This window comes from Rothia sp. P4278 (genome assembly GCF_048512945.1).
Lineage (GTDB): Bacteria > Actinomycetota > Actinomycetes > Actinomycetales > Micrococcaceae > Rothia.
Genome location: NZ_JBLXXU010000004.1, coordinates 158299 through 174961, shown reverse-complemented (window position 1 = coordinate 174961; position 16663 = coordinate 158299). Strand labels below are relative to the sequence as shown.

Below are 16663 nucleotides of genomic sequence, written 5' to 3'. Positions count from 1 at the left end.
CTTGGCCTGTCGCACTATTCAGTACAACTTTTCAAGTATGACCGATTTCGGCGGCAAAGACAAGAAAAGCGCTGTGGTCTTTCTAGGTCACCACAGCGCTTTGCCCTGTTTTAGTGCTCTGCCATGTATTCTGCAAGGGCTTCCCTGTGATTACGGGGGGTGAAGCCCGCTTCAATAATTTTTGACAGGTCCATGGCGGAGTTGGTGGGGCGGGGCGCGAATACCTCAGCCTTGGCGAAGTAGTCTGCCGTGCTGACAGGGCTTACCCGGTCAGCAGAGTGCCCGCCTGCTTCAAAAACAGCTTGAGCGATCTCTGCCCAGGTCACTACATCACCGGTGTTCGAGACATGATAGGTGCCGTAGTCACACTGATTTTCGAGCAGGTGCACAATGGCACCGGCCAAATCGCGGGTGAAGGTCGGACGCCCGTGCTGGTCGGCAACCACCGTGGGGTCGATGCCACGCTCAGCCAGTGACTTCATGATTTCGATAAAGTTCTTACCATCGCCCATGACCCAGGAGGTTCGAACAATATAGTGGCGGGCTACAGAGCGGGCCGCCATTTCACCGGCGGCCTTGGACTGACCATAGACACCCAGCGGAGCCAGCGGTGCATCCACCGCGTATTCCTGCCCCAGTGGCAGGCTACCGTCAAAAACATAGTCGGTGGATACGTGTACCAGCGGAACCCCGGCCTGATCGGCGACACGGGCAAGAGCGGCGACACCGGTGGCGTTAGCAGCCCAGGCATCGGCCCGACCCTGGGCGGTCTCTGCCTGGTCCACAGCGGTGTAAGCTGCCGCGTTGATGATGCCTCGTAAAGAGCGCCAACGATAGGCCTGCACCCACGAATCGGGGTCGGCCAGGTCAAGCTCATCACGGCCGGCGGCCAGGTAGGGAGTACCGCTTGCCTCAAGCTGTTTGACCAGTTCACGGCCCAACTGGCCCTTGGCACCAACCACCAGGAAGGGAGCGGGGGCAAGGGGTTCTACCTGAGCCAGGCGGGGGTGGTTCTTGTCCTTCTCCGATAGCTCAGCATCTTTAAGAGCAATGGGCCAGTCGATAGCTACGGTCTCATCGGCCAGGTTCAAGAAGGAGTACTCGGACTGGGCGTCAGCCGACCAGTGATCGTTGACCAGGTAAGTGTAGGCGGTGTTATCTTCTAAGGTCTGGAAGGAGTTACCCACACCGCGCGGCACGAACACCGCGGTGTCGGGGCCGATTTCTACGGTCACGGTTTTACCGAACGATTCTCCGGCGCGCAGGTCTACCCAGGCACCAAAGATGCGGCCGGTTGCCACAGAGACGTACTTATCCCAAGGCTCAGCGTGAATACCGCGAGTGGTGCCTACTGAGGCGTTAAAGGAAATGTTGTTCTGAACGGGTCCGAAATCGGGCAGACCGGCGGCCAACATTTTCTCCCGCTGCCAGTTCTCCTTGAACCAACCACGGTTATCACCGTGTTGCGGAATATCAATGACCAGCAGGCCGGGAATCTCGGTGGTGTAAACAGCAAGGTCTTTGGGCATTACTGACCAGCCTTTGCGTATTTAGCCTCAACCTCAGCTTTGAGGGGCTCCCACCAGGCGCGGTTATCGGTGTACCAGGCGATGGTGTCAGCAAGCCCAGCCTCAAAGTTGGTGAATTGCGGCTCCCAATCAAGTTCTTCGCGCAGGCGGGTGCCGTCAATGGCGTAGCGCAGGTCGTGACCGGGGCGGTCAACAACGTGCTCAAAAGCGTCCTCGGGCTGACCCATCAGGCGCAGGATAGTACGAAGCACAGTGATGTTGTTCTCTTCACCGTTTGCACCGATGAGGTAGGTCTCACCGATAGAACCCTTTTCCAGAATTGTGTGAACAGCGCTGGAGTGATCTGATGCGTGAATCCAGTCGCGGACGTTCAGGCCTTGGCCGTAGAGTTTGGGCTGGATACCTGCCAGGATATTGGTGATCTGGCGAGGAATAAACTTCTCGATGTGCTGGTAGGGGCCGTAGTTATTGGAGCAGTTAGAGATAGTTGCTTCAATACCGAAAGAACGTACCCAGGCACGCACCAGCAGGTCAGAACCGGCCTTTGTTGAAGAGTAAGGTGAGGAGGGATTATAGGGGGTAGTCTCAGTGAACTTAGCGGGGTCATCAAGCTCAAGATCACCAAAAACCTCATCGGTTGAGATGTGGTGGTAGCGGGTCTTATACTGACGGACTGCTTCCAGAAGCGTAAAAGTACCAACCAAGTTGGTGTGAACAAAAGGACTGGGGTCGTTCAAGGAATTATCGTTGTGTGACTCTGCAGCATAATGGACGACTGCATCAGCCTCTCTCACCAGAGGGTTGACGACGTCCATATCTGCGATATCACCTTTAACCACTTCACACCGGTCAGCAGGCAAGCCAGCCAGTGACATTTCATTGGCGGCATAAGTCATTTTATCGAGGACAAGAACACTATGATTAGTTTTTTCAAGAAGATAGTGAACAAAGTTTGAGCCGATAAAGCCGGCACCGCCGGTAACAAGAATTTTTCCCATGAAGCTAACAATAGTGGTAAATCACCTCAAAGTAGAGGCTATGTTAGCCCCACGAGATGTGGTGTTCATGCCACAATGGAAACTATGAAGGGAATTTTACTCGCAGGGGGTACCGGTTCGCGCCTCCACCCCATTACGCTCGGCATCAGCAAACAGCTCACGCCTGTTTATGACAAGCCGATGATTTACTACCCCATTTCGACCCTTATGTTGGCCGGAATCCAAGACATCCTGATTATCACAACACCCCAAGATCAGGAGCAGTTCAAGCGGCTTCTCGGTGATGGTTCGCAGTTCGGCGTCAATTTCAGCTACCAGGTTCAGCCCTCTCCAGATGGACTTGCTCAGGCCTTTATTCTGGGTGAAAGCCATATCGGAAATGACACCGCAGCCCTTGTGCTCGGTGACAACATTTTCTACGGCCCCGGTTTGGGCAATCAGCTCCGCAAATACAATGATGTGGATGGTGCTGCTGTTTTTGGTTACCGTGTTTCGGACCCCACTGCCTACGGTGTTGTTGAATTTGACGATAATTTCAGAGCTATTTCTATTGAAGAAAAGCCAGAAATTCCTAAAAGTGATTACGCAATCCCTGGCCTCTACTTTTACGATAACAAGGTTATTGAATACGCCAAGGCCATTAAGCCCTCCCCCCGTGGCGAACTAGAGATTACCGACCTCAATAGGATCTATCTAGAGCAAGGCAAATTGCAGGTTGAAGTTCTTCCGCGCGGAACAGCTTGGCTCGATACCGGAACCTTCGGCTCTCTTGCCGATGCAACAAATTTCGTCCGCACGGTTCAGGCCCGCCAGGGTCTTTCCATCGGCGCCCCCGAAGAAATTGGGTGGCGCATGGGTTGGATTGATGACGACCGGCTTGCTGAACTTGCACGACCTCTCGCTAAAAGCGGTTACGGCAAGTACCTGCTGGGCCTTCTCAAATAAGAGATATTTAACATTGCTGGTGTCTTAGGGTGAGTTCTGACTCCTAGGACTGCCAAACAGCTGCTGTTAGAATCAAAACAAACTTTATTCTTTTTTCAACTGCTTTAAACTCACATTTAGGTTACTGATGACCATACTTGACTTCGTGCGAATGTTACGCGCCAATCTAAAATTTCTCATAGTAGGAGCCTTGATCGGGGCTTTGCTGGGCTTTGGCTACTCCCTCCTACAGCCCAAGGTTTACTCCTCGTCGTCAACTGGCTATGTAACCGTTGGGGACGGCAGCGGTATTGGGGACGTTATAGCCGGATCCACAGCAGCCAAGGAGAAAGCCAACGCCTACCTAGCCCTGGTTAATAGCGGTGCTGTTGCTGAGGAGATCGTCGCCGCCAACCCCAACCTGAACCTGAGCCGGGGACAGGTCCAAGGCAATCTTTCCGCAAGCGTTGATTCCAACTCCGCACTCATCAAGGTCTCAGCCACAGGGTCAAGCCCCGAGACGGCCCAGGCTCTAGCCAACTCTTCGCTGGAAGCTGTAGCCAAAGTTGTTAACGACATGGAAGGCTCAAGCAGCGTAAAGGTTATCCCGCTTGAGGATGCCAGCCTTAACCAGCGTCCGGTAAGCCCGGATACCCAGAAGCTGGTTCTGACCGGCGCTGCCGCTGGCCTGGGGCTAGTTCTAGTAACTATCCTTTTGCGCCGAACCCTTGATACCAAGCTCCGCACTCGCAACGATGCCACTCAAGCAACCGAAGCTGGGATCTTGGGAGTACTGCCTGTGTCAGACGAGCTTGATGAGGAGAACATCCTCAAGGCAGGTAAGGATCATGTTTCACAAGAAGCTATCCGCCAGATGCGCACCAATCTGCGCTTTGTTAATATCGATAACCCCCCTCGTTCGCTGATTGTGACCTCTGCCGAACCCGGTGAAGGTAAATCAACCGTATCGACTTCCCTGGCCCGGGCCCTGTCCGATGCTGGTGAACCGGTTATTATTATCGACGCTGATCTTCGCCGCCCTACTATTGCCAAGAAGTTCAAAATTGACTCTAAGGTGGGTCTGACCCAGGTGCTAGCTGGCCAGGTCGAACTTGCCGATGCCGTTCGCCAGTTTGAGGACTCTCAGCTCTTCATTCTTCCAGCCGGCCGCATCCCCCCTAACCCCTCAGAGCTCCTAGGGTCCGAGAAAATGCGTCAGCTCATCGCTGAGCTAGCCGGCGAGTTCGTTGTCATTGTTGACGTCCCCCCGGTCCTTCCTGTTACCGACGCGGTCCTTCTCTCAACTGCTGTGGACGGTGTTGTGCTGGTCGGCACCGTGGGCAAGACCCGCAAGGAAAACCTGGCAGAAGCTACTGCCAACCTGCGTAAGGTCAGCGCTAAAATCCTGGGAGTCGTCATCAATAAGGCTCCCCGCACGGGTCTGGGTAACTCCTACTATGGCTTCGCCTACAGCTCCAATAAGGGTTACACCAGCTACTACGGCCAGGACACCACCAAGTCGAAAAAATCTAAGAAGGGGAAGAAAAGCTCAGCTAAGTCAGTTGAGTCCGCACCCCAGGAGTCTTAGAACTCAAATAGTGCTGTGAGTTGAGTTTTATGCCAGTCGTTTATGTAGCGACTGGCATAAACTCTATAGTCCAGGGATTATCGGAGTAAGGTCTATGTCAAAAGAACAAAGTGCCCAAACATCAGCTGTCTCTGATGTTCCCCTTGCATTGCGTATCAGCCTTTCTCATGCTTATTTTCAGCATTTAGCTAACCGGCACGGCATCGATATTCTGCATGTGAAGGGTTATGCCTTTGCGCAGGAGGTCTACCGCCAGGGTAGGGTGAGCACAGATGTTGATTTGCTGGTCCGGCCTGAGCACCTACAGAAGCTCATAGAAGCTGCCCAGAGTGATGGCTGGGAAATCATTGCTCGGTTTGAGACAGGGTCAATCTTTGAACATGCTATGACCCTCTACCACGGGTCATGGGGGCTTGTTGACATCCACCGGTACTTCCCTGGAATCGGTGATGCTCAAGGCTCAGCTTTTGAAACTCTCTGGCAACAACGGCGAACGCGGGAGATAGCTCATTATCCCTGCTACCTGCCTTCTCTAACCGACTCCCGTATTTTTGTTGTAGTACACGGGGCGCGTTCCGAAAATGAGTACAAGGCCGATATTGAGTATCTTCGTAAGACCCTCTCCCCCGGTCAGTGGCAGGACATGAGAGATCGTCTACCGGCGCTGGATGCTGAACTTGCTTTCGCGGCTGCTCTGCAGGAGTTGGACAGTTTCAGGGATCACCCTGACTATCTGCTCTGGAAGTCAGTATCGGAAAAGACCTCAACCTATATCCGGTGGAAGGCCCGGTTCATGCATGCCAAAGGGTTCAGAGCAAAAACGAGGGTGGTGTTCAGTATCGTGATGGTTAATAAAGATCATCTCGCCATGGAGCTAGGGCACCCACCCACCAAAGAAGAAATCCGTCAGAAGTTCTTCTCCCGGTTTATCTTCTGGAAAAAGAAGTCATGAAGGAACAAACGATGCGATACAGCCGCGCGAACCATATCGGCTTCATCATGGGGTTCGAGAGTGGGCAAAGCGCAGATGATGAAACCTATGTAGCGAATCTGCTGACCTCGGAGATTTCTGTTCTTCGCGGGCCCAGCGCCTTGATATGGGAGATTCTGGACTCTCCCCGTAGTTCCGAAGAGATTATCGCTGATATGCAAGATATCTACGGTGTGCCCCGTGAAACCGTGGCAGATAGCGTCCTCAATTTTCTGGACTCGTTAGTCCGGCAAAACCTTCTAGAGCTCACGGACTAAACCTAAAACTGATGAGGGCGGGTAACAGCTAGCTGTTACCCGCCCTCTCCTTTTAAGACCCGGTGCACTATTGCTTGACTTGTTCCCTGATTTGCTGGATAAACCGCTCCTCACTGAACTGGGAGATATGCTCCTGGATTCTCTGGGCTGAGTAGTCATCGGGACGAAAGTCTTCAACAGCCCGACGGATCTCAGGGGCTGTTGGGAGGTCGATGAAGGTACCGGTGATTCCCTCACGGATAGTGTCGAGGAAGCCACCTGCTTTCAGGGCAATGGTGGGCTTACCGAAGGCTCCACCCTCAAGCGGGGTGATCCCGAAATCTTCGTGAGAGACCGCTAGCAGAGCTCGCGCATGAGCATAGGCGTACTGCATCTGCTCATCGCTAAGTTCAGATGCAAAAGCTATGTTGGGGGTGCTCATCGCTTTAAGCTCATCCGCCATCGGGCCGGAACCGATGACCAAGAGTTTCTGGTCGAGCCCAGCAAAAGCCTCGACGGCATGCTGGATATTTTTGTAAGGTAGCAGACGGGAAACAAGCAGATAGTAGCCATCTGCCATGAAGTCTTCAAGACCCGGGATGGGACTCAGAGGACCGTTTGAATCCATAGAATGTGGGGGGAAAATTACCCTAGCTTGTTTGCCGTAGACATCAAAAATTCTTTGCTGGATGATGCTGGAGTTGGCTATATAGTGATCATGCCTGCCAGCAGCGCGCTGATCCCACCGACGCAAGAAGGGGCGCAAGGCTTTAAAACCAAACTCAATGGCCTTATTCATGCTGCTACCCATATATTGATCCGTGAGGTAAATCCAGCGGGCAGGAGAATGGCAATAAATCAGGCTCTGCGCGGGAAGGTTAAACCCGTGAGCCCACCCGGTTGACGATACGATCACCCGCTCAGCATCAACTTTGAGTCTGCTCGAGAAGAAGGGAAGTAGCGGTAGCGCTAGGCGGTGGTCTTTACGGAAGAGACCCACCTTGTTAAGGGGAGAAGTGATAACGGTGCAGTTCTTGAACTCAGGGTAAGTCTTCTCTGGGTCATAGAGAGTGGTGTAAATGGGAGCGTCAGGGAAGGCCTTGTGCAGGGCAAGAACTACCCGCTCGGCACCACCACGCTGGGTGAGGTAGTCGTGAGCTATTGCGACCGGGTAGCTTGCCTCTGCCGCAGAAGTAGAACGAGAACGCATGGGGGTGGGTTCTTCTTTCAGCTAGAAATTTTTTTGTGCACGGTGGGGGTATCTTGTACCAGCATAGCTGGAGGATTCAACGACGAGAGCAATAATCTTTTCAGCTATTTGGGCAGGCACCCGCGGGGCCAGCCAGTCAACTAGACTTCCCAGATAGTTTACGCTTCTTTCTGTCATAAACTGGGCCATAAACCTCACCGCAAACCCCCAAACCCCTGAGGGTTTTATTGGTTTCAGCGCATCCTGACCGTGTTTTTCAAGAAATATATTTCGAGCAGAACCGGAAAAGAGCGCTCTGCGAGCTTTTCCTGCAGTTGTTGTTGCCGCAATATAGTGCCTTACTTCAAGGTCTCGGGCAAGAACAAACCTTGCCCCAGCATCGGCGAGCATCTTGCCCATATCAACGTCTTCCCAGCCGTAGAGACGATATCGCGGGTCATAGCCACCTACCGTGTGGTAGAGCTCGGAGGACATTGAGCAGTTGGCAGCCCAGTAATGCCACCAGCCTGCGGGGTCCGATGAATAGGCATCGTCCCTGAACCTTTGATCGCGGTAATGTCCATAAAACTTAGCGTGAGGGGTAGCGGGAAAGATGTTGTGCACAAGACCCATCACAGCACGCCGGGGTTGTTCCTGATGGTACGCAATGTGTCGAGAAATGTATTCCTCGTTCATTTCGATGTCGTCATCGCAGCGTATCAAAATGGCGGCGTCGGCGGCCCGGTAGCCTGCATTCAGGGCAGCAACCCTCCCCTGGTTCTGGTCAAAAACAATCATGCTGAGGTTAAGTCGTCCACGGTCAATATAGCTCTGGACAACAGCGGCTGAATTGTCGATATCGCCATCAAGGACGACAATAACCTGAAAGTTCTTTTCGGTTTGAGCTTCTAAGGCGTCCAAGGGGTAGTGCAACTTGGGCGCTCCCCCGCGGCTTGGGATAATAACGGCGGCTTCGTAAGTCATTTTACTTCTTTACTTTCTCGACCAGTTGCAGAGCTTGGGGGACATTAAATAACCAGGGTACCCGCTTTTCTAAAAGCACAGCTGTAACCAGAGGTAATCCTACTCCAGTAGTCAGTGAAATTACCATGAGAATAACGGGGTTATCGACCCCGCTACGCACCAGTAAAATTCTGGTCAGTGGAGTAATTAGCAAATGCATGAGATAAATATGCAATGAATAACGGCCAATGAATTCTAGAGACGCAAAAGAGACCCATCGAGAGGCGGACGCAACGGCAAGAACAAGGCCCGTAACACCGGTAAGTGTTGCGATAATCCCAAACAGAATACTTGAATCAGTGCGGTAGGGGTCATCAAGCGTGGGTGTAGAAATATCAAGATTCGACAGAACCATCGACAGGAAAACAATAAGGCTGGACAAAGCAACCGAGATAGTTACCAGAGGCCGTGCCTTATCGAGCTGGCCCATTCGGTTGGTGCCGATGAGCGAACCAACCAAAGCAAAAAGGTAAATCGCTATACCGCTACCGAAGATCACAGCATAGTTCACTCCCCACAGCGCTACGGCAAAAGTAGCACATACGGTCAGCGATAAGACTGCGCGAACTTTTGTTTCCCAGGGTCTGACGATAACGAGGCACCCGAAGATAAAGACCATCCATGGCAGGTACCATAGGTGCGCGAGAGGGCGCGAAAGATTGGCAACATCAGCCCAGGTTGTTCCCCCATTGGAGAACCGCGCTCCCAGCACTTCTGCGGTGCCCTGTATCAATGACCATACCAGGTATAGATAGATAAACCCGATGATGCGGTTGGCAGCGTACACAAAGCTCCCCCGCCGTATCCAGGAACCAGGTATATTCAGCCCAAATAGTAGGGCGAATAGTGGCATGTGGACGCTGTATAGAGCGATGTTAAGGTGCTTATACGCTTGGGGCGCATCTTGTGTCAGCCCGGCCTGCATAATGCCCAGGTTGATGTGACCAAGGACTACCGCAAGGATGGCGATTCCTCGGAGGGCGTCTAGGGATCTATTACGTTGATTGAGCACAGAGGGATATGGGGAGTTAGTTCTAAGAAAGCTCATCAACTATGCCCTCGATATAGGCTGGTTGAGCAAATTTATTTTGGTCCTGAGAACATACACCAAGTACAGATATAGGATTCGTCAAGAACCTTAAAAATCCAGCAAGGTTATTATTTTTAACATATTTTTTGACTATGGCAATAGAGACAATGAAAGATTTAAGAACCCAGACCCTATTATTCACTTCAGGATAATTATTAGGGCACTTCTTCCAGATGAACACTTCGGAGAGGTTCGAATTATAAAACTTAAACAGCATACCTTTTAAAATTTCAGTATCCCAAAAAAATAAAATTATTTTGGGTTATAGTTACACGAGTCAATCAACCTGCAAAGACGTAATGTCAAATCTATATCTCCACCTCCACAGGCCGGTAAATACAGACCAAAACCACCAACCTCAATCAGCAAACTTTTTTCGATAACAAAATTACATAAAACCACGCGGGACCCTTAGGCGGGAAGGGGATAAATAGAGTTTCTCCTTAAATATCCGCACCGCATATCCATCACTCAAAATCTACAAAGGGCCACCTATAATACTAGCAGATTTCGAATACCGATAAATAGACCCGACCCACCAATCTTAGAATTTCGCATCAGCTTCAAAATTTCCTTTTGGCCTCAAGTAAGCCAAGGCCGCTCATTCAAGCCGCCTCCAGGAATTCTGACGAACTAATGTAAATCTGGAAGACTAGAGAATTCTCCGATAAATCTCTTATACACCCCCTGTATATTACCCGTAGATACGTTAACAGAAACGACCAATTCCCAGAGAGCTAAGGTCTTCTGCTGGGCTCATGCTTCAAGTTGCTTCTTAAGGAGCGGAAGAACCTTCTTATTAGGAATAACAATACTTATGTCAATCATAAGTGCCAATTTTTTCAAGCTTCCTCATTAGTTCCTCTACCCTGTTCTTGCCTGCAGATGGCGAAAATCTTTCCTGCCAGCGCCAAGAAAGGTTTTGAACTTCCTGTGCGAGACGCTGAGGATTTTCGCAGCCAAATTTTACTAAATTATCTATATTCTGGATTAGCGATTTAACATTACCCTGCTCCGCTATCCAGGGGTATTCTTCCCCCACAACTTCAGGTAAGGCACCTGCGTTTGATACAACAAGGGGCACACTGGCGCTCATGGCTTCTGCAGCTACCAGCCCAAAAACCTCATCCCAGTTAGAAGGAACAACCAGAACGTCCACCGCATCCAGAAGCTCATTGGGTTCTACCCACCCCAGACGATGGGTAACTGCATCTACCTTGCTCATGGCAGCCTCAATAGAGTTCCGAGCAGCTTGGTCAATATACTTAGCTTCGCCAGCTAGAACCAGTTTGTAAGTAACTCCGGAATTTCTCTTATTAAGCTGGTAAATCGCCTCCGCCAACAAGTCTGTACCTTTAATAGGGGAAGGCCTACCTAGAAAACCTACTTTTACTATGTTGCCTTCGAATCTAGAGTGAGGTGGAGAAAGCTCAATAGGCTGTACCCAATTGTAGAAGCACTTGGCGTTGACCACACGCTGGGAAGCGAATTTACTGGGCACCAAAATCTGCTCAGACCCATAGCTGGCAGCCCTGGCAAGCAGGGAATTTTTCCCCTGTGGTATTTGGTGTAGATGAACCAGACGCTTTTTGAATCCAGTTGTAGCCACCGCTGGAACCAAACCGTTACACCATAGCAGGGCACCTTTTTTAGTATTCTGTTTCCCCCACCAACGACGTAGCTGAATCATGTAATGAAGTCGGGAACGTGCAGGTAAACATACAGTAGCAAACCCCTCATCCCTAGCCGCTTCGATGAGCTCACCTGGCTCAGCTGGGCCAATAATTGTTATTTCTCTACCCGTGGATCTGATAGCACGAGCGACGTTGAGGAGCATTACCTCTCCCCCACCGATGTCGCCGTTGTTGGTGGCTATATATACGTCCCTTTTCATACCTAACACCAGCCCTTAGATAACTGCCTCTTCAAAAACAGTGTTATTCTCAGACTCAATCCTCTCTCAAGAAAAATATAACTGACATAAGACAAAGCTACTACAAGGCATAGTACAAGGCTATGACTCATCCAAGCGCCCAAATATCTTCTATGAGATGCTCCATTGTAAACCCTAGAACAGTGAAAACTGAGGGAAACGAGGATCCTTTTCCTCAAAAAAGATAAAAATCCCGTTATGAAGAGCTACTACACAGAGTTACAGCATGGATAAGAAAAAAATTAAAACAATAGCCATCGTTATAAATCATACAATATTACAGCATAAGGCGTTGGCATTGGAGCACCCATACATAGATATACCGAGCATAGATAGGGGGGAGAGATCTCGCTGACGCAGACTAACTGACTATCGTAAATTTTACACGTATAGTATCGATAAGTTTTAGAGGGAACCAGATTCTTGCTCACACGAGAGGCCAAAGCCTTCAACCCATATTCTAGTAAAAACTCATCGTATCTTTTCAGCGCCAAATAGTGAACAGCTAATAGCGCAGATACAGCTAATCATGTGCGGTTACCTATTCAAACTCCTGATTTGCTTATCGTAGCCGAATAATTCAATCTTATCGTTAGCCGGTAACAGAGTTACCGCGGCACGGAGCACATAGCCCATGCAGATAGCCCAAGGCAACGTATAAAAGACTTCGCCCAACCGGAAAGCGCAAATTAGCAAGGCAACACCCACCCCCTGGGCAAGCACTCTATAGAGGGGTTCATCCCTTCTCTTCTTACTCAGGGGGCGCACAGCAACAAACAGGGTCAGTGAAACAAGGACAAGAGCCCAAACCCAGCCACCCTCGACAAAAGCAGACCAATAGGAATTGTGGAAAAACCAGGTTCTATCTGCAGAAGAATCATAGACATATGCCTCCCCCAGCCCCTGCCCAAAGAAGCCGGTTTCTTGCACCTTAGTCCATGACATCTCGTCAATGCGGGCGCGTAGGGCGTCACTACCAGATCGGTCACCAAAGACCTTAGCATCAGCATAATCCTCAGTCACCAAGTTCAGGAGGAAGTAAAAAATCCCCAGAAGCAAAACCTTGATCATGGGGTGAAAACGCGACGCAATGAGAATCCAGAGATAGGCAAAAAGCAAGGCCGCCAGAGAAGTTCTTGAGCCTGTCTCCCACAACAGAAGACAGGAAACCGCCAGCCCCACAATCTGCTGCCAGCGCTTTGAATAGACGGTCATAATCAAAAGAGCAAAGAGTGCATGGACCAAACCAGCATAATTTTTGTCCCCAAGATACCCGGTGAGGTAGCCCCCGTAGGTGTCCGGCGCAAGACCAGCAAAGAACAAGCCAGCATTGATAAAAAGTGCAGTGCAATAGCCAAGGATAGCAGAGCGAAGATGTATTCTCCCTACCGCAATCACATAAATAAGCCCGGTTGTGGCCACAAGACGAATAAATCGTCGCGTAGCATCAGCGGCATAAAGGCTGGGGTCACTCACGGCAGATACAATGGCGATATAAGCCAGGATTATCCCCAGTACAACAAAAAAAGTTGAGTACCTGCCCAAAGAAAAAATTGACTTTCTGGTAAGGGCATAACCGACAATAATGAAGACAATGAGCTGGTTGAAAGGCAAGCCCAAGCCAGGAACAGGCACGCCATAAATCAAGGCAGCAAAAAGTAGGAAATCCACTATACGAACCTGTGAAACCTGAGTTTCTGTTCGCTTTAACAAATCCTTTCCATGCTCGCTCAGGGTCTTCTGCCCCAAAATCAATTTACCCTCGTCGGTCACACCAACAACAGCCATACCTATCTGCCCCTCTGATATTGTGCTACAAGCTGATATGCCATCTCTTCTCGGCTAGCCCAGCTAAACGTCTGTGGAGTATGCGCGGTCACAGCCTGCTCTAGCAGACACCGGGCAACCGTTCTTGCGGCGGTCTGGCGGTTCATCTGGTTGAGCGAGGGCACAAGCTCCTTGCCGTCCAGGATCTCGGGGTTGCCCCCAACCGCTGTTGCTACAAGAGCTAGCCCGGCTGCTTTGGCATCGAGCAGGGTATAAGAACAGTTCTCCCAGACCGAGAGCTGAACCAGCAGGTCTGAGCGGCCCATAGCTTCGATGGGGTCCACAAAGCCGGGAAAACTAACGGATTCCAAAAGCCCAAGTTCTGCAACCTGTCTCTGTAGGTCTTCTTTCAGTTGACCGCTACCGGCAATCTCCAAGGTAGCCCCCGGAATTTCCTGACGAACAGCGGCAAAAGCCTCCACCAGTACGTCCAGCCCCTTCTCAGGAGCTAGCCGAGAAAGCGATAGCACACGCAAAGCACCGGGGGCAGGCTGAACACGGCAGCTTTCAACGGCTGAGGCGACCCGAGCTGTATCAAGGCCGTTATAAACCACCGCAACCCCACGAGCACCCCACTTACCTTTCATCTGGTCAGCGGTGGACTGAGAAACAGCCAGCAAGCCATCTGTCCCCCACAAACGCACGCGGTGCACCAGCTCCATCACCCGCGAGCGCCAAGAAGTACCGTGGTAGACCGCGTCGTCCCCGGCAATACCGTGTTCGGTTGTAAAAACCCGAGGTATATGGGTGCCCCTGCGCAGTATCTTGTTGACCTTGCGTAGGTTCACGGTCGCAGCGGCTACCACATCCGCATAAGCCAGGTGGCTGTGCACGATTGCTGGTTTGAGTTCGTCAATGACGGTGTTAAGGGTTGCCCGGGAAGTTGAGAATCCTGCAGCTGGCCCAAAATCAGCTTGGCGTACTTCAGCCCCGAGTTCTTTAAGTCGAATGGAAAGCTCCCCTGGCGGGCAGAGAACCACCAGGCGGTAGCCGGGTAGCCCGACCTCAGCGAGGTCGCTGATGTGCCGGGCTACACCACCAAAATCGGGGACCGGAACGCAGTGAAGCGCCACCGGTAGGTCGCTGTTTACAGCCACTTTTCCAGCCTATCCAGGGCAGTGAAGAAGCCCTCACCGTTGTTGACGTGGCCCTGCCAGATTTCGGGGATAAAGGATGAGTTGGGGGTAAGTTCGCGCAGCTGCTTGCCCAGCGCGGCCCAGTCCACGTCGCCTTCGCCCACCTGGACGCCTTCGCCGTCCACGCCCACACCGTCAACTAGGTGCAGGTGGATAGAGCGGGGGGCCAGCAGGTCCACGGCTTCTGACAGCGGCATCTTGAGGAAATTAGCCGCCAGCATGGTGTGGGAGATATCCAGGCAGAGGGCGGTGTTGTAGGTATCGGAGAACTCTGCGGTATCCTTGGGGTCAAGGAAGAGGTTATGGTACTGCTGGCCACCCATGAGCCAGGGGTAAGGGGGCAGGGTCTGAGCAGCAATTCGCACGCCGGAGGTGTCCAGCTTAGCCAGGGCCTGGCCGATACGCTCGTATTTGTCGGCACGGGCGGCCGGGGCAATGTGGCCGTCCTTGGTGAAACCGCCCATGGTGACAACCATGACCGGGTCATCATCTAGGGTGAAGTAGCGGGTCAAGTCGCGGGTGATGTCGATGGTACGCTGGACCTCGGCGATGGAGCGTTCCCAGATTTCCTGGTCGCGTGAGGCTAGGTCTACCAGGAAGTCCCCGGCGAAGAGGTCGGGCAGGTGAGTGGTGAATGACATGTCTAACTTGCGGTCAAAGACATCGTCAATGTTGACTTCCAGGTCCTTATAGCTGAAGTGGAATTCAAGGAAATCAGGCTTGGCTTCTGAAATCAGCGGCTTGTAGTCGTGGTAGCGAACGGGCAGGCCCCAGGGGCGGTCGAATTTGAAGTCGCGGCGGGTCACCAGGTCGTCTTTGAGATCGCCCTCGAAGAAGAAGGAGCCGGCCTCAACCTCGCGCTGCATGGTGCGTCCCAGGAGCTGGGGCAGGTAGTTGGGCTGCAGTCCACGGCCAGGTGACTTGACCTCAACGTCGGCTTCGGTGACGACCTCGCCCTTGGCGATAGTGCGGGTAGCCACCAGTGACTTAGCCAGGTTCACACGGTTCATAAGCTCACCAGTGGATACTTGGCGGGGTGCGGCGGTACCGATGGACTCCTCAACCTCACGAATCTGCTGGACCATAGCCTTGAACTCTTCGGGCAGCAGGGAGACGGTATGGTCGTTGCCCTCAAGGGTCTTGTCAATGGTGAAGTGCTTCTCAATAATCTTGGCACCGCGAGCAACAGCAGCGATGGGTACATGATAGCCGCGTTCGTGGCCGGAGTAGCCAACCAAGCACTGGCCGATTTCTGCCAGGCGGTCCATATAGGCCAGGTTGACATCCTTGAAGGGCGCAGGGTAGGTGGACTGGCATTGGAGTAGCCCATAAGAGGCACCGAGTGAACGGAGCAGTTTGACAGATTCACGGATCTCTTCTTCGCGGCTCATGCCGGTTGAGATCAGCATGGGCAGGCCCCGTGAGGCCATGTCACGGAGCAGGTCATGGTTGGTTAGGTCTGCTGAGGCAACCTTGAGGCCCTGTACACCGTAATCCACCAGAGCCTGAACGGAGGGGGCATCCCAGGGGGTGCACATGATGTCCATGTCGTGCTGTTTGACATGGTTGAAGACCTCATACATCTGATCTACGGTGAAGGAGAAACGAGAGAGCAAATCGAGGGTGTACTGAACGCCTAGGTCCTCGCCTGCTGACTTGGAGCCCTTCTGGCGGTAGAGAGCGTCCATGTCACGAAGCTGGAATTTAACAGCATCGGCACCGGTATCAACGGCCAGGTCTACCAGGCGCTTAGCCAGGTCAACGTCGCCCTGGTGGTTGTTGCCGATTTCAGCAATGATGAAGGCCGGTGAGTCCTCGGAGATCTCGGTGCGGCCAATACGCAGGACGTTCTGCTCATCCATGGCGATAGCGACCAGGTGGCCGCGCTCATCGACCAGGGGAAGGTGGCTAATCCCCTTGGCGAACTCCTTCTGAAGTTCAGCGGGCTCAGAACCAACCGGTGCGGTCTTGACGCCCAGGTGAGCGACGTCAAGGGCGCTGGTTTCCAGCGAGGCGGTGGGGTTGGCAATCAGCCAGCGCCGGAAGTCGCCGTCGGATAGCGAGCCTTTGAGAACGCCGGATTCATTGACCAGGAAAATGATGCGCTGGCCGTTAGCGGAGATTTTGTGGAGGGCGGTTAGAACCGGGTCCTCTGAGAAAACGATGTAGGGGGTGATGTTACGTTCGATAATCATGGGG

13 protein-coding genes are annotated in these 16663 nt (G+C 52.2%); 4 read left to right on the top strand and 9 right to left on the bottom strand.

Annotated elements, in window-relative coordinates; translation table 11 throughout:
- Positions 1–110: 110 nt before the first annotated feature.
- Together rfbD and rfbB are read right to left on the bottom strand one after the other, a co-directional pair.
- Complete coding sequence (rfbD, locus tag ACN085_RS08940) at positions 111–1529, bottom strand: dTDP-4-dehydrorhamnose reductase (protein WP_419111309.1); 1419 nt, start codon at positions 1527–1529, stop codon at positions 111–113.
- A complete protein-coding gene (gene rfbB, locus ACN085_RS08935; protein WP_419111308.1) occupies positions 1529–2527 on the bottom strand; it encodes a dTDP-glucose 4,6-dehydratase in 999 nt (332 codons plus the stop codon). The genes rfbD and rfbB overlap by 1 nt, the downstream gene beginning before the upstream one ends.
- Before the next feature lie 84 nt (positions 2528–2611).
- Here rfbB and rfbA point away from each other — a divergent pair, with 84 nt between their 5' ends.
- The 4 genes from rfbA (at position 2612) to ACN085_RS08915 (ending at position 6287) form a co-directional block, all read left to right on the top strand.
- Positions 2612–3472: a glucose-1-phosphate thymidylyltransferase RfbA gene (gene rfbA / locus ACN085_RS08930; RefSeq protein ID WP_419111307.1), complete on the top strand. Its 861-nt coding sequence runs from the start codon at positions 2612–2614 to the stop codon at positions 3470–3472.
- 127 nt (positions 3473–3599) lie between these two features.
- A complete protein-coding gene (locus ACN085_RS08925; RefSeq protein WP_419104453.1) occupies positions 3600–5039 on the top strand; it encodes a polysaccharide biosynthesis tyrosine autokinase in 1440 nt (479 codons plus the stop codon).
- Between the two features lie 94 nt (positions 5040–5133).
- Complete coding sequence (locus tag ACN085_RS08920; RefSeq protein WP_419111306.1) at positions 5134–5991, top strand: nucleotidyltransferase family protein; 858 nt, start codon at positions 5134–5136, stop codon at positions 5989–5991.
- Positions 5988–6287 carry a PqqD family protein gene (locus ACN085_RS08915; protein ID WP_419104451.1) on the top strand — a complete coding sequence of 100 codons (300 nt, stop codon included), beginning with the start codon at positions 5988–5990 and terminating at the stop codon, positions 6285–6287. Before ACN085_RS08920 ends, ACN085_RS08915 begins: the two co-directional genes overlap by 4 nt.
- Positions 6288–6354: 67 nt before the next feature.
- Here ACN085_RS08915 and ACN085_RS08910 read toward each other — a convergent pair whose 3' ends face one another.
- From ACN085_RS08910 to ACN085_RS08880, 7 genes are all read right to left on the bottom strand, one after another.
- Positions 6355–7476: a glycosyltransferase gene (locus ACN085_RS08910; RefSeq protein ID WP_419111305.1), complete on the bottom strand. Its 1122-nt coding sequence runs from the start codon at positions 7474–7476 to the stop codon at positions 6355–6357.
- A gap of 21 nt (positions 7477–7497) precedes the next feature.
- Positions 7498–8439: a glycosyltransferase family 2 protein gene (locus ACN085_RS08905; protein WP_419111304.1), complete on the bottom strand. Its 942-nt coding sequence runs from the start codon at positions 8437–8439 to the stop codon at positions 7498–7500.
- 1 nt (position 8440) lies between these two features.
- The gene (locus ACN085_RS08900) at positions 8441–9412 is read right to left on the bottom strand and encodes an acyltransferase family protein (RefSeq protein WP_419111348.1); all 972 of its coding nucleotides are present in this window, start codon (positions 9410–9412) and stop codon (positions 8441–8443) included.
- A gap of 976 nt (positions 9413–10388) precedes the next feature.
- A complete protein-coding gene (locus ACN085_RS08895) occupies positions 10389–11462 on the bottom strand; it encodes a glycosyltransferase family 4 protein (protein WP_419111303.1) in 1074 nt (357 codons plus the stop codon).
- 576 nt (positions 11463–12038) lie between these two features.
- Positions 12039–13289, bottom strand: a complete 1251-nt coding sequence (locus tag ACN085_RS08890) for an O-antigen ligase family protein (protein WP_419111302.1) — start codon at positions 13287–13289, stop codon at positions 12039–12041.
- Between the two features lie 2 nt (positions 13290–13291).
- Positions 13292–14425, bottom strand: a complete 1134-nt coding sequence (locus ACN085_RS08885; RefSeq protein WP_419111301.1) for a glycosyltransferase — start codon at positions 14423–14425, stop codon at positions 13292–13294.
- Positions 14416–16659 carry an N-acetylneuraminate synthase family protein gene (locus ACN085_RS08880; protein ID WP_419111300.1) on the bottom strand — a complete coding sequence of 748 codons (2244 nt, stop codon included), beginning with the start codon at positions 16657–16659 and terminating at the stop codon, positions 14416–14418. The genes ACN085_RS08885 and ACN085_RS08880 overlap by 10 nt, the downstream gene beginning before the upstream one ends.
- Positions 16660–16663 lie beyond the last annotated feature (4 nt).